Source organism: Pacificibacter marinus (assembly GCF_900109555.1).
GTDB classification, from domain to species: domain Bacteria; phylum Pseudomonadota; class Alphaproteobacteria; order Rhodobacterales; family Rhodobacteraceae; genus Celeribacter; species Celeribacter marinus_C.
This window is the reverse complement of sequence record NZ_FNZV01000005.1, coordinates 185,060-198,691: the sequence shown is the minus strand read 5'-3', so window position 1 is coordinate 198,691 and position 13,632 is coordinate 185,060. Positions and strand designations below refer to the sequence as shown.

Annotated in this window: 11 protein-coding genes; 5 read left to right on the top strand and 6 right to left on the bottom strand. The window is 52.8% G+C overall.

The features are described from left to right. Positions 1 to 2 precede the first annotated feature (2 nt). Positions 3 to 731 (top strand): helix-turn-helix transcriptional regulator, encoded by a 729-nt coding sequence (locus BM025_RS08650; RefSeq protein WP_244515565.1) that lies wholly within the window; start codon positions 3 to 5, stop codon positions 729 to 731. On the opposite strand, the gene BM025_RS08645 is transcribed toward BM025_RS08650, so the two are convergent. Both BM025_RS08645 and BM025_RS08640 read right to left on the bottom strand, forming a co-directional pair. Beyond that, positions 728 to 1,834, bottom strand: coding sequence for an ABC transporter ATP-binding protein (locus BM025_RS08645; protein ID WP_085849272.1), 1,107 nt, complete (start codon positions 1,832 to 1,834; stop codon positions 728 to 730). The two genes, BM025_RS08650 and BM025_RS08645, sit on opposite strands and share 4 nt — an antisense overlap. Positions 1,835 to 2,096: 262 nt before the next feature. Beyond that, positions 2,097 to 2,876, bottom strand: a complete 780-nt coding sequence (locus BM025_RS08640) for an SDR family oxidoreductase (protein ID WP_085849273.1) — start codon at positions 2,874 to 2,876, stop codon at positions 2,097 to 2,099. 498 nt (positions 2,877 to 3,374) lie between these two features. Between BM025_RS08640 and BM025_RS08635 the strand changes: the two genes are divergently transcribed. The 4 genes from BM025_RS08635 to BM025_RS08620 all read left to right on the top strand — a co-directional run bounded on the left by BM025_RS08635 (position 3,375) and on the right by BM025_RS08620 (position 8,821). Next, positions 3,375 to 4,415, top strand: coding sequence for a Hint domain-containing protein (locus tag BM025_RS08635; protein WP_244515563.1), 1,041 nt, complete (start codon positions 3,375 to 3,377; stop codon positions 4,413 to 4,415). A 115-nt stretch (positions 4,416 to 4,530) separates the two neighbouring features. Next, positions 4,531 to 6,138, top strand: coding sequence for a peptide chain release factor 3 (locus tag BM025_RS08630; protein WP_085849274.1), 1,608 nt, complete (start codon positions 4,531 to 4,533; stop codon positions 6,136 to 6,138). Positions 6,139 to 6,278: 140 nt separating this feature from the next. Continuing rightward, positions 6,279 to 6,725 (top strand): hypothetical protein, encoded by a 447-nt coding sequence (locus BM025_RS08625; RefSeq protein WP_085849448.1) that lies wholly within the window; start codon positions 6,279 to 6,281, stop codon positions 6,723 to 6,725. 314 nt (positions 6,726 to 7,039) lie between these two features. Next, the gene (locus tag BM025_RS08620) at positions 7,040 to 8,821 is read left to right on the top strand and encodes a DEAD/DEAH box helicase (RefSeq protein WP_085849275.1); all 1,782 of its coding nucleotides are present in this window, start codon (positions 7,040 to 7,042) and stop codon (positions 8,819 to 8,821) included. A 189-nt stretch (positions 8,822 to 9,010) separates the two neighbouring features. Here BM025_RS08620 and BM025_RS08615 read toward each other — a convergent pair whose 3' ends face one another. From BM025_RS08615 to nuoN, 4 genes are read right to left on the bottom strand one after another with little or no spacing between them, the layout of a single operon-like run. After that, the gene (locus BM025_RS08615) at positions 9,011 to 10,678 is read right to left on the bottom strand and encodes a ribonuclease J (protein ID WP_085849276.1); all 1,668 of its coding nucleotides are present in this window, start codon (positions 10,676 to 10,678) and stop codon (positions 9,011 to 9,013) included. Further along, positions 10,675 to 11,454 (bottom strand): type III pantothenate kinase, encoded by a 780-nt coding sequence (locus BM025_RS08610; protein WP_085849277.1) that lies wholly within the window; start codon positions 11,452 to 11,454, stop codon positions 10,675 to 10,677. Before BM025_RS08610 ends, BM025_RS08615 begins: the two co-directional genes overlap by 4 nt. Continuing rightward, on the bottom strand, positions 11,454 to 12,200 hold the full coding sequence (locus tag BM025_RS08605; RefSeq protein ID WP_280139344.1) for a biotin--[acetyl-CoA-carboxylase] ligase: 747 nt from the start codon (positions 12,198 to 12,200) through the stop codon (positions 11,454 to 11,456). The genes BM025_RS08610 and BM025_RS08605 overlap by 1 nt, the downstream gene beginning before the upstream one ends. Further along, the gene (nuoN, locus tag BM025_RS08600; RefSeq protein WP_085849279.1) at positions 12,190 to 13,626 is read right to left on the bottom strand and encodes an NADH-quinone oxidoreductase subunit NuoN; all 1,437 of its coding nucleotides are present in this window, start codon (positions 13,624 to 13,626) and stop codon (positions 12,190 to 12,192) included. Before nuoN ends, BM025_RS08605 begins: the two co-directional genes overlap by 11 nt. Between the last annotated feature and the right edge of the window lie 6 nt (positions 13,627 to 13,632).

Sequence of the window (13,632 nt, the reverse complement as noted above, 5' to 3'; positions counted from 1 at the left end):
TTATGGTAGGCGGTCGCAAACAAACTGGAATACGGCGCAGCGACCGTTTGTTTGATCTCATTCAAATCATGCGGGACGGCAAACTGCATACCGCACGCGATTTGTCCCAAAAACTTGAGGTATCTGAACGCACGATTTGGCGCGATATGGCCACCCTGCGTGCCTCTGGCGTGCCCGTCGAGGGCGAGCGCGGTGTTGGCTATATGGTGACAGCGCCGATCACTCTACCGCCGATGAATCTCACCATGGGCGAATTGGAAGCGCTGCATTTGGCAGTCGCCATTTTGGGCGAGGCCACGGACCCTGAGCTATCCAAATCTGCGCAAACTCTGGCCGCTAAAATCGATGCTGTGCTGCCCGAAAACTCTGGTCCGCCAAGCACAGGTTGGGGGTTTGCGGTCTATCCCTTTGCCGACGCCGCAGCAGGATTTAAGCATATGCCGTTGCTGCGCGATGCAGTCCGCGAGAAAAAGCTTATTCGTATGAGCTACTTATCTCTGGATGAGACACAAACGACACGGCTGGTCCGTCCACTGCAACTTGAATATTGGGGACGCGTTTGGACAATGGCAGCGTGGTGTGAATTGCGTGCTGGGTTTCGTGTGTTTCGCGTCGATCGGATTGAAACACTGATCGACACGGGCGCGAGCTTTCAAGATGAAGTGGGCAAAACACTACGAGATTATTTGGAACAGATCGACCCGAAAGACACGCCCGCAAGCCAAGCTTAGGTCTGCGGAAACACGAAACAGCGCTCACGGCGCAGCATCAACCACAGCGGCGTGCCCTGTTTGGGCAAAAACACCGATGGGACCGTCGCACGCAAAATTGACCCGTCAAAATCCATGCGAAAATCAACCAAACTTTCACGCCCCATAAACCGAGCGCGTTCGACGATGCCACGTGCAGGCGTGCCGTCTTGCGGGGTGGGATTGGGGCCACGCCCCGCGCGGTCAAAATCAATCCGCAGATGTTGAGGACGAATAACAATTTCAACAGGCGTGCCATCTGCATGGCCCGGACACAAAAATTCGCCAAAGGCAGTAGAGACCAAAGCCCCTTGAACTTCGCCGCCTATTACATTGATATCACTAAAAAATGCTGCCGACTTTTTGTCAACAGGGGCATTATATATATTGTAAGGCGCGCCTTGTTGCACAATCTTTCCATCACGCATCAAAGCGATTTCATCGGCCATGCGCATGGCTTCATCTGGCTCATGCGTGACCAACAAAACGGCTGTACCTTCGGCTTTGAGCACCTCTAAAGTGCTGTCGCGAATGTCATCTTTCAAGCGTTCATCAAGCCCAGAAAACGGTTCATCCATCAACATCACGGACGGACGCGGCGCAAGAGCGCGGGCCAGCGCAACGCGTTGTTGTTCGCCACCTGACAGCTCATGTGGGAACTTTTTGAGCGCCCCCAACAGATCAACTTTTTCAAGCAACTCTTCAACGCGCGCTTGTTTTTCAGCCTTAGAGCCTTTCAACCCAAACGCCACATTCGCAGCGACAGACAGATGAGGGAACAGCGCGAAATCTTGGAACATCAAACCGATAGAGCGCCCCTCAGGCGGCACGCGGTGCACCGTGTCGCACACCAAGGCGCCATCGACGTAGATCTCGCCAGCGTCTTGCATATCAACGCCAGCAATCATCCGCAAGGTTGTGGATTTCCCGCAGCCTGATGGCCCCAAAAGACAGGTCACCTGCCCCGGCATCACTGCGAGCGAGACATCATCAACCACATTGCGGCCTTGAAATGTACGGCGCAAATTGCGGATTTCTAAACGCGGATGCACGGTAGATGTTTGAGCGGTTTTTTGGGCGTTCACGAGCGATATCCGACTGAAACTATAAGTCTGGATCGTCCTAGCAGTCGCAAGCGATCTTAGCAACTGCTAGGCCTTTAACGGCAAGACGCGCCTTGCCGATCACATCGAAAAATGGGCTCATACCCTCGCATCCCGCGAAATGCAGTCTGTAATACCATCTTGCCCGTCTTTACCCTATGACCGCCATTCTGCTTAAAACATACGGAGCATGTGGCAGGCGCGCGAAATCCAGCCCCCGCCACATGAGGTAAGGTTATGCGACCTACATCGTTGAAACAGTTGCGCCGCCATCCAAAAGCACATTTTGCCCGATCATAAAGCCCGCATGTTGAGAACATATAAAGGCGCATGTCGCCCCGAATTCATCAGCAGTGCCATAACGGCCCGCAGGAATGCTCGCACATTTTTCAGCACGAATGTCATCAAAACTTTTGCCCGTTGTTTCAGACGCATTGGTATCGAGTGAAATCATCCGGTCTGTGTCATGCAACCCTGGTAAAAGGTTGTTGATGGTCACGCCACGCGACGCCACTTGGCGAGATGTGCCCGCGACATAGCCCGTAAGCCCTGTGCGTGCTGCATTTGACAGACCCAGCACAGGAATAGGCGCTTTGACAGACACAGATGTGATATTGACCACACGGCCCCAGCCGCGTTCCATCATTCTGGGCACCAAGGCTTTGATCAACGCGATTGGCGTGAGCATATTGGCATCAAGAGCTGCGATAAAATCGGCGCGATCCCAATCCGTCCACATGCCGGGGGGCGGCCCACCCGCATTGGTCACAAGAATATCCACCTGCCCAGCCACGGCAAGCACCTTGGCACGACCGTCTTCGGATGTGACATCGGCCGCAACCGTTTCGACATTCACGTTATACTTGGTGCGAATATCGGCCGCTGTGGCCTCAAGCGCCTCAGCGCCGCGCGCGTTCAGTACCAAGTCCACACCAGCCTCAGCCAATGCAACCGCACATCCGCGTCCCAATCCTTTGGATGAGGCACACACAAGTGCCCGCTTTCCTTTGATCCCAAGATCCATCGTTTATCCTCCTGAAGGCTTGCATAAAATTATCGATTAAAGGCTTTGTAGCGACTGGAATGACATGTGTCATGCCCCAGAATTTACGGGTATTGCATCGTCGCACACCGCGGTGCTTTGGACCAAATGAGGTCAATGAATTTTTATAAAGCACGCGCTTAAAACACCCAGCCAGTACCCGCAGCACGCGTTTCAAAAACCCAGCGCAACTTCATAATATTTATCAATTTTTTACGATTGTGACGCCTGTTTTGGGAAACGAACGCAATGTGTCACCAATCTCGCCAAATTCCCGCCACTGTTCACACCTACACCTGATTCCAATGATGTTTGGGAAAGGTATCGATTTGTCAGCCCCTCTTACTGTATACATTCACGCCAATTTCAGGCATATGAATACCCATGTGGTGGCAAATTATGCTTGGTGCGGCGTTTCCTTAGTAGGAACAACAAATCCCCCGATGCATCGCATTTGCCAAACCACGGAATCGACCTAGAATGATCGAAACAATGTTCAAAACGCCATCGCAGATTAGCCTCAACACTGGAGTGCTGCAGGTTCAAAGCCTGCCTGTGTATCACGCTGACTCATTTCGCGTGAACAATGGTGCTAACTTTGGCGATGCCATTTCCCAAGCCGATGAAATCGAATTGGCGGATATCTACCAGCTTGAAACCAATGCCAAACGTCTGGTCTTGGCTGTGAACGTGTTTGATGATGCTATTCGTATCGCCGAAGGCTCTGATATTGGTCAACTCGGTGCGGATATTCACTTGGATTGCGTGATCACATTGATGGCGCCCGATGGAGCGACTGTTGAAGTTTTGATTTTGATTGAAACCGATGACACCGGCATGATCGAAGGGACCTATATTTTACCCCTCGCGGCCTTGCATGAAAAACAAGATTACGCTGCTGTGATGCTGGACCGAGATGCCCCGCGCGCGCGCTTGGCCGAAGTGTCCTGCGTTTCCTTCACCCGTAGCACATTGATTACGATGGCCAATGGCATGCAAAAGCCAATCGAAGATCTCAATATAGGTGATCGGATTTTGACTCGCGACAATGGCCCTCGCGAAATCCGTTGGATTGGCCAGCAAACTGTGCGCGCCACAGGATCTTTCGCGCCGATCATCATCAAAAAAGGCGCTTTGAACAACGAAAATGACCTAACCGTCAGCCCGAACCATCGCATCTTTATCTATCAGCGCAAGGATCGCGTGCATGCGAAGCGCGCTGAGATTTTGGTCAAAGCCAAACTGTTGGTCAATGGCGTGTCAGTTGTGCAATCTGATGGTGGCTTTGTGGAATACTACCAGCTTTTGTTCGACAAACATGAAATCATTTACGCCGAAGGTATAGCCGCTGAAAGCATGTTTGTGGACACCCAAGTCAAACCCTACCTGCCCAAAGACATCCAAGCGCGCATGTCGAATGTCACCGATATTCACGAACAATCACGCGCGTTTGAAATCACCGATGGCGCACTTGCCCCAGAAGATGCGGCCAACCTGTTGCGCGCGGCCTCGGGAACGTAAGCGACGCTCTTTAGCGACGTGTTTTCACCAAACCAAACACAAAGCGCAGTGGCACACAGTCAAGCGGTCAGCAAACCCATTGCCGCAGCCCGCACGCCCCGCTATAGACACGCCCATGTCAAACGCTTCACATACCGCCCTTGATTTGCCCGACGAAATTGCACGTCGGCGCACCTTTGCGATTATTTCGCACCCTGATGCTGGGAAAACCACGCTGACTGAAAAGTTCTTGCTGTATGGCGGAGCGATTCAGATGGCGGGTCAGGTGCGCGCAAAAGGCGAAGCACGACGCACGCGATCTGACTTTATGCAGATGGAAAAAGACCGCGGAATTTCGGTATCGGCCTCTGCCATGTCGTTTGATTTTGGCAAATACCGTTTCAATCTTGTCGACACCCCCGGTCACTCGGACTTTTCCGAAGACACGTATCGCACGCTGACCGCTGTGGACGCTGCGATCATGGTGATTGACGGCGCAAAAGGTGTTGAAAGCCAAACGCAAAAGCTGTTTGAAGTCTGCCGGATGCGCGATTTGCCGATTTTGACGTTCTGTAATAAAATGGACCGCGAAAGCCGCGATACATTTGAAATTATTGATGAAATTCAAGAAAATCTGGCGATTGATGTCACGCCTGCCTCTTGGCCCATTGGCGTGGGTCGTGATTTTGTAGGCTGTTACGACATCTTAAATGACCGTCTTGAATTGATGGACCGCGCCGACCGCAACAAAGTGGCGGAAAGTGTAAAAATCGATGGGTTGGATGATCCCCGCTTGGCGGAACACGTGCCAGCCGAACTGCTGGAGCAGCTCAAAGAAGAATTGGAAATGGCGCGCGAATTGTTGCCCGCCTTTGACCGAGACGCATTTCTCGAAGGGTCAATGACCCCGATTTGGTTTGGCTCTGCGATCAATTCCTTTGGCGTCAAAGAGTTGATGGACGGCATGGGCGACTACGGCCCCCTGCCCCAAGTGCAAACAGCGCAACCACGGTCTATCTCGCCAGACGAGAAAAAGGTCATGGGCTTTGTGTTTAAAGTGCAAGCCAACATGGACCCCAAGCACCGCGACCGCGTTGCTTTTGTGCGCATGGCATCTGGGCATTTCAAACGTGGTATGAAACTGACCCATGTGCGCTCGAAAAAACAAATGGCCATCTCGAACCCTGTGCTGTTTTTGGCCTCGGACCGCGAATTGGCCGAAGAAGCATGGGCAGGCGATATCATCGGCATACCCAACCACGGCCAATTGCGCATCGGCGACACATTGACCGAGGGCGAAGACATTCGTGTCACTGGCATTCCATCGTTCGCGCCAGAGCTGTTGCAATCGGTGCGCGCTGGCGATCCAATGAAATCGAAACACTTGGAAAAAGCTCTGATGCAATTTGCAGAAGAAGGTGCCGCCAAAGTGTTCAAACCCGCGATCGGGTCTGGCTTTATTGTTGGCGTTGTCGGCGCGTTGCAGTTTGAGGTCTTGGCCTCACGCATCGAGTTGGAATACGGCTTGCCCGTCAGATTTGGCCAATCTCAGTTCACATCTGCGCGCTGGGTCACGGGACCAAAAGACAAAGTCGACGCCTTTGTCAGCATCAACCAGCAGCACATTTCGCACGACCACAACGGCGACATCGTTTACATGACGCGCCTACAATGGGACATCGACCGCGTTCAGCGCGACTATCCCGAATTAACATTGTCTGCGACACGCGAATTGATGGTTTAATCAGCGCTTTTCAATGACCTGACGCCGCTTTTGGCAAGGACCCGCCCATTTTTTGGCGCGGGTCTTTTTGTCTGTGGACCGCCTGACATATCGATGAGACTATCTGCACCAAGATGATTTACTTTGCGAAAGGTTTTGCAATGCGCACGCTTCCTGTCTCTGTTTTCTCTGCCGTATTCGGCGCGACAACGACCATGGCTCTGCCCGCTTTGGCGCAAACAGATGTCTGGGCATTGCTGGGCGATGTACAGGTCGACGAGATCGTCACAGACACAAGTTACGAAGTTAAAAAGACCTTTCCCAAACAGCTTGAAGACGGCATTCGCGCGTTGAAAATCACCGGGTACGCCATGCCATTGACCCCCGGAGATGCGATCAGCGAATTGATTTTGGTCTCGGATATGGGCACCTGTCCGTTGTGTGGCGGTGCCGATCATGGCACGTCTTTGCAAGTGAAACTGTCCCAGCCTTTGATTGGCTTTGAAGACGGCGCTCGGATCACAGTGCAGGGCAACCTGTCTGCCGTACGCGACACAACCACATGGCAAAGCGCTGTGCTGGAAAATGCTGTGCTGGTGGACCTTTAAGCCCCTCTAAGGCCAAGCAGTCACTCACGCGAATCTGCTTTGCGATGACGGACGTATTGCCAGCCTATGGTCCGATATTTTCCTGATAGTGACACGTCGTTGGATCAAATCTGTCACCAATTTGCACGAACGCACCCCATTTGTTGCAAAATATAATCCCATTTGACCATACATCTAGGGTTTCATTGACCTTTCGCCCATATCAGAGTAATGAAGTCCACGATTTAGGGACCTCGATGCGCGAGGTGGTCACGAGACCGGTAACCCCAGTTGACGCCGCGGGCTTAGATATGTCCGTGAGAACACGGATATACATGATAAAATTCACGGATCTCAACCTTGATAAAAAGGTTCTCAAAGCAATTGAAGATGCTGGCTATACAGAGCCAACACCAATTCAAGCAGGGGCGATTCCCCCCGCACTTGAGGGCAAAGACGTTTTGGGCATCGCTCAAACGGGGACAGGCAAGACCGCTTCTTTCACATTGCCAATGATCACACGCCTTGCACGAGGCCGCGCACGCGCACGGATGCCACGTTCTTTGGTGCTGTGTCCGACACGCGAATTGGCCGCGCAGGTTGCAGAAAATTTTGACACCTACACCAAGTATCACAAGCTCACCAAAGCTCTGTTGATCGGTGGCGTGTCGTTCAAAGAACAAGACCGTCTGATCGACAAAGGCGTCGACGTTTTGATTGCCACACCAGGCCGTCTGCTCGACCATTTTGAACGTGGCAAATTGATTTTGACCGATGTGAAAATCATGGTCGTGGACGAAGCTGACCGGATGCTCGACATGGGGTTTATCCCAGACATCGAACGCATCTTTGGTCTGACACCGTTCACGCGCCAAACGCTGTTTTTCTCGGCCACGATGGCCCCTGAAATTGAGCGCATCACCAACACGTTCTTGTCTGCCCCTGCCCGCATTGAAATTGCACGTCAGGCATCCGCCTCTGAGCAGATCGAACAGCATGTTGTCATGATCAAAGGCTCACGCAAGGATCGCACGGCAACTGAGAAACGCAAGCTTTTGCGTGCTTTGATCGAACAAGAAGGCGAGACACTTGATAACGCGATCATCTTTTGCAACCGCAAAACTGATGTCGATATCGTTGCCAAGTCTATGAAAAAATACGGTTTTGACACTGCGCCTATTCACGGTGATTTGGATCAATCCCAACGCAATGCGACGCTTGAACGGTTCCGCAATGGCGAAATCAAAATCCTTGTGGCGTCAGACGTCGCCGCACGCGGTCTTGATGTGCCATCCGTGACCCACGTGTTCAACTTTGACGTACCGGGCCACCCCGAAGACTACATCCACCGTATTGGTCGGACAGGTCGCGCGGGCCGTGATGGCAAAGCGATCATGTTGTGCGAGCCACGTGATGAGAAAAACTTTGAAGACGTAGAACGCCTTTTGGGCAATAAAATTCCGCGTCTTGATAACCCGTTTGGCAATCCTGTGGCGGAAGAGGCAGCCCCTGCTAAACCCGAACCAGTTAAGTCTGAGCCTGCAAAAGCAGCAGATGCGCCATCTGGTGAAGACACGCCAGCGGAAAAACCAAAGCGCACACGTACACGATCACGTCGCAAACCTGCGGCTGATAAAGCGGTTACTGCAGATCAAGCCGCGCCAGTGGACGCGACTGCGCAAGTCACGCCAGCACCAGCATCTCAACCAGCGGAAACGACTGACAACGATGTGGCTCAAGCTGCCGCTCCTGTTGAGAAAACAGATAACACATCAGAACGCCCAGCAGCGCGTGGACGCGGCAGAAGCCGTGGTGGTCGCTCTAATAACGACGGTAACGGCGATAACAACACAACTGATCGCAATGCCAACGACCGCAGCGCCAGTGATCGTAACACCAGTGATCAAACTTCAAATGATCGCCCTGTAAACGAGCGTCCTGTAAACGAGCGCAATTCGAATACGGACCGCCACACCAATGATCGCGACAACAATCGCAATTCCGGTGGCCGTGGTCGTGGACGGTATGGTCGTGAAGAGAAAAACACAGTCGTTGGACTTGGCGATCATCTACCAACCTTCATCGCGCTGAGCTTTGAAGAACGGTTTGGCAGCTAAAACGCCGCCTCAAGCATTGGCTTGAACCTTTAAAATAATTTCAAAAGCCCGGTCAATTTGGCCGGGCTTTGTCGTTTCATCCTGACTATATTTATGACGCGATCATCAAATTATGGCTTGCCCCCGCGCACAAAAAATGGAGGCAGGTTTCCCCGCCTCCATTCAAAATTTGTTGCCTTTAAACGATGATCAGTTTGACAGGCGTGAAATCACAACTTGGACTTCTGGCTTTTTGCCAATTTCATTTTGCGTGGAACGACGAATGATGCGGCGCATCTCTTCTTCGATCTTATCATCATCCACCATCGTTTTCTTATTGGCGCGCATGAGGAACTGGTTGAGATCTTCTTCAAGTACATCCACGAGCGGCGCTTTTGAACGACCAGTTTCTGGCAGGCCTTTGATTTCGCACCAGCAATCGCCCAAAGGCGCATTGTCTTCGATGATCACGGTTGTGACTACAAGACCGTTCAGAGCCATGCGAATACGGTCACGCACGACACCGTCCATTGCGCCGATTTGAACAGAGCCATCCAAATACGTGCGGCCAGTTTCGACAAATTCCACAACCTTGATCTTGCCACCGGCAAGGTTCACCCCCGTGCCATTCGGCGCGATGATTGCCTTGTAACCGTTGTCTTCGGCCAATTTGGCATGGGCGCGCAGGTGACGGTGTTCGCCGTGCATTGGAATGACCAAATTGGGTTTTACAACGTTGTGCACATGCGCAATGTCAGGGCGGTTGGCGTGGCCAGACACGTGGTACAGGCCATCGGAATCCGTGACCACATCAACGCCCATTTCAGAGAATGCGTTGACGATACGGCTAACGGAGTTTTCGTTGCCGGGGATGGTTTTGGACGAGAAGATGACAGTGTCGCCTTCGACCAATTTCATGCCCAGATACTTGCCGCGTGACAATTGCGCTGTGGCTGCGCGACGTTCGCCTTGCGAGCCAGTCGTCAACAACAACAAGTTTTCGCGTGGCACTTCGCCGGCTTTGTCTGGTGGCAAAGTTGTTGGGAAATCTGTGATCACGCCAGTCTCGATGCCAGCGGTAACCATACGGCGCATCGCGCGGCCCATCAGCACAACAGAGCGGCCCGCTTTGACGCCAGCTTCTGCCAGTGTTTTCACGCGCGCGACGTTCGATGCAAATGTCGTCGCAGCAACGAGACCCGGCAGGTCTTTCATCAACTGTGTGAGCGGCTCGACAACTTCGGCCTCAGACCGGCCAGCGTTGGGGCTGAACACGTTGGTGGAATCGCACACAAGCGCGATCACGCCGTCTTTGGACACATCTGCCCACAGATCGTCGTCAAAAGCTTCGCCTACAAGAGGCGTACGGTCGACTTTGAAATCGCCCGTGTGAATGATGCGCCCCTCAGGCGTGTCGATGATCAAAGCAGAGCTTTCAGGGATCGAGTGCGACACAGGCAAGAAGCCAACCGTGAACGGACCTGTTTTGGTCTGCTCAGGCCACGCGCCCACTGTGATAACTTTTTTCACATCCAAGCCGTGCTCTTCAAACTTGAGACGCGCCAGATGCGATGTGAATTTACGCGCATAAATAGGCGCGCCCAAACGAGGCCACAGGTGGCCAACTGCGCCCACGTGATCTTCGTGTGCGTGGGTGATGTAGATCGCATCAATGCGGTCTTTGCGCTCTTCCAGCCATGCGATATCTGCGAAAATCAGATCGACGCCAGGGGTGCCATCCATATCGGGGAATGTCACGCCAAGATCGACAACAATGTAGCGCTCTTTGCCCACGGGCCCGTAGCCGTAAACGTAGCAGTTCATGCCGATTTCGCCAGCGCCGCCAAGCGGCAGGTATAATAGACGATTGGTACTCATAAGTTGCCTTGGTCCTTGTTATATTGATGGATGACCACGAGGCCATGAATGGTTAGGAATTCATCGAATTCGTCAAAGAGCTTGTGGCCCTGATTGAAGAGCGGCGCAAGCCCGCCTGTCGCAATCACCCGCATGGGGCGGCCATATTCGTCTTTGATCCTGTTACATGTCTCACGGATCAAGCCGACATACCCCCAGAATACACCGGATTGCATACAAGCGACAGTGTTGGTGCCGATCACCTTGTCAGGCATTGTCACATCCACATGGGGCAAGGCGGCCGCTTTCAGGTGTAGACTTTCCAGCGATGTGTTCACACCGGGCGAAATCACCCCGCCCACATAGGCACCGTCATGCGCCACAACATCAAATGTGGTGGCGGTGCCAAAGTCCACAACGATCAAATCGCCACCGAACTTGTCAAAGGCAGCAGCCGAATTAACCAAACGGTCTGGCCCCACAATGGTGCCCACATCCACGCGCGCGTCTATCGGCAAAAGGCACTCAGGCTTGCCAACCACCAAAGGTCTGCAATCAAAGTATCTGTTTGCAAAGACACGCAGGTTGAATACAACGCGCGGCACTGTGGATGAGATGATCACCTCGGTGATATCGGCTTCGATCTTTTGAAAATTCATCAAGGTCGACAACCAGACATAATACTGATCGGCTGTGCGCTGAACCTCGGTCGAGGTGCGCCATGTGGCAATAAAATCAGTGCCGTCCCAAATGGAAAACACGGTGTTTGTATTGCCTGTGTCGATACATAGAAGCATTAGAAAAAGACCTCTGCTGCGGGAATTGAAAGCGTGCCCTTGGACTGGCGCAGCACAAGGTTGCCGTTGCTATCGACATCCTCAAACGTGCCATAGTGTTCGTCTTTTGTGGTGCGCGCTCGAATAGGTTCACCCAATTTAGCCGCCCGTGCAAGCCAAGCGGTGCGAATAGGCTCAAATCCATACGTGGTGAACTGGGTTTCCCATTTGGCATAGTTAGGTGCGAGCACATCAAGAAACGCTTCGGGTGTCACGCGTGTACCCATCTCGTCGACCAAAGCCACCGGGGGAAAGGGGCTAGGTTCCACATCAGATGCCATCGGTGCGGCCGCAAGGTTTGCACCAATGCCGATGGACAGATGATTTGCGCCACGTTCTAACAAAATGCCCGCAAACTTACCGCCATTGAGCAACACATCATTGGGCCACTTCAACGCCAAAGCATCGGCACGCCCTGTCACCTCTGTAACGGCATCGAACAGCGCCAAAGACGCGACGAAAGATCGCAAAGCAATTTGTTGAGGTGGTTCATTGGGGAACATCAAAAGCGTAGCGGCAAAATTGCCTTTTGGCATAGTCCAAGGGCGGCCACGACGACCATGCCCCGCGGTTTGATCCAAGGTCAAAATCCACTGCGTGAATGCTGAGGAGGCCGCGACACGCGCGGCCTCTTTCATTGTGCTGTCCGTTTGAAGCAGAACTGTGCGCCCTACCCCATCAGGCCAGTTTTGCGGATTATCGGACAAGGGCCTCAGCCGCTGTCATTGCATATGTATCGATACCAAACAGGTTGACGATACCAACCAGCATGACCACGCCAGCGATCAAGACCACAAAGTTGGCCACGCCGCCTTTGGTTTTGTCGAGAGGTTCCACATCGCTACCAAAGAAGATGTAGTAGACCACACGCAGATAGTAGAATGCGCCGATCACAGATGCGACCACACCAGCTGTCGCAAGCCATGTCATGTCGGCGGCAACGGCAGCTTGCAGCACTGCAAGTTTACCAAAGAACCCAACCATTGGTGGCACACCCGCCATGGAGAACATCAAGAACAACACAGCCAAAGCTTTGGGCGGGCTGACTTTCCAGTAGCCATTGAGGGCTTTGATTTTTGTGACAGGCTGACCATCACGTTGCATCGTCATGATAAAGGCGAATGTGCCGATGTTCATAACAATGTAGATAGCCATATAGATCAGCGCCGCTTGAACGCCGCCAACAGTACCAGACGCCACACCGATCAATGCGAACCCCATGTGGGAAATCGATGAGTAAGCCATCAGACGTTTAATGTTGGTTTGGCCGATCCCTGCGAGGGCGCCAAGGAACATAGATGCCACTGCAATCAAGGCCACAACCTGTGACCAATCGCTGGAAATACCGCCAAATGCATCATGCAAAACACGGGCAAACAATGCCATGGCAGCTAGTTTAGGGGCTGTTGCAAAGAACGCTGTGACAGGTGTCGGTGCGCCCTCGTAAACGTCAGGCGTCCACATGTGGAAAGGCACGGCAGACACTTTAAACGCCATGCCTGTGATCATAAACACCAGGCCGAACAAAACCCCCAAAGGCGCGCCATCTTTTACGACAGCCAAGATACCGGCAAAGTTTGTTGTGCCTGCAAAACCGTAGGTCAGCGATGCACCGTAAAGCAAAAGGCCAGAAGACAAGGACCCAAGCACAAAGTATTTCAGGCCAGCTTCTGAGGACCGCACAGAGTCGCGGCGAAATGAAGCCAGCACATAGAGCGCCAGAGACATCAGTTCGAGCCCCATGTAGAGCGCCATCAGATCACCCGCAGACACCATAACCATCATACCGATGGTCGACAAAGCCACGATGATCGGGAACTCAAATTTGAGCAGATCGAGCTTTTTCATGTAGTCTTGCGACATCACTAAAACGGTCGCCCCCGCCAGCAAAATGCCAATCTTGGCAAAGCGCGCAAAGGCATCGTCAACAAACATACCGTTGAACGCGGTCTGCGCGCCGGCAACGCGAGATGCGATGATCGCGGCGACCACAACAAAAGCGCCCGCTGTGAGCCACGTGATCAACCCCGCAGTTTTGTCTTTGCCAGTGTAGACAGCAAAAAGCAGCGCCGCGAGGGCATAAACGGCCAGAAGGAACTCTGGAAGGACGATCGAAAAATCAGCTGAAGTCATGATCGC

Excerpts from the sequence above, each read along its gene's own strand:
- BM025_RS08650 (WP_244515565.1), top strand. The coding sequence starts at position 3 with ATGGTAGGCGGTCGCAAACAAACTGGAATACGGCGCAGCGACCGTTTG.
- BM025_RS08640 (WP_085849273.1), bottom strand. The coding sequence starts at position 2,876 with ATGGATCTTGGGATCAAAGGAAAGCGGGCACTTGTGTGTGCCTCATCC.
- BM025_RS08635 (WP_244515563.1), top strand. The coding sequence starts at position 3,375 with ATGATCGAAACAATGTTCAAAACGCCATCGCAGATTAGCCTCAACACT.
- BM025_RS08630 (WP_085849274.1), top strand. The coding sequence starts at position 4,531 with ATGTCAAACGCTTCACATACCGCCCTTGATTTGCCCGACGAAATTGCA.
- BM025_RS08625 (WP_085849448.1), top strand. The coding sequence starts at position 6,279 with ATGCGCACGCTTCCTGTCTCTGTTTTCTCTGCCGTATTCGGCGCGACA.
- BM025_RS08620 (WP_085849275.1), top strand. The coding sequence starts at position 7,040 with ATGATAAAATTCACGGATCTCAACCTTGATAAAAAGGTTCTCAAAGCA.
- BM025_RS08615 (WP_085849276.1), bottom strand. The coding sequence starts at position 10,678 with ATGAGTACCAATCGTCTATTATACCTGCCGCTTGGCGGCGCTGGCGAA.
- BM025_RS08610 (WP_085849277.1), bottom strand. The coding sequence starts at position 11,454 with ATGCTTCTATGTATCGACACAGGCAATACAAACACCGTGTTTTCCATT.
- nuoN (WP_085849279.1), bottom strand. The coding sequence starts at position 13,626 with ATGACTTCAGCTGATTTTTCGATCGTCCTTCCAGAGTTCCTTCTGGCC.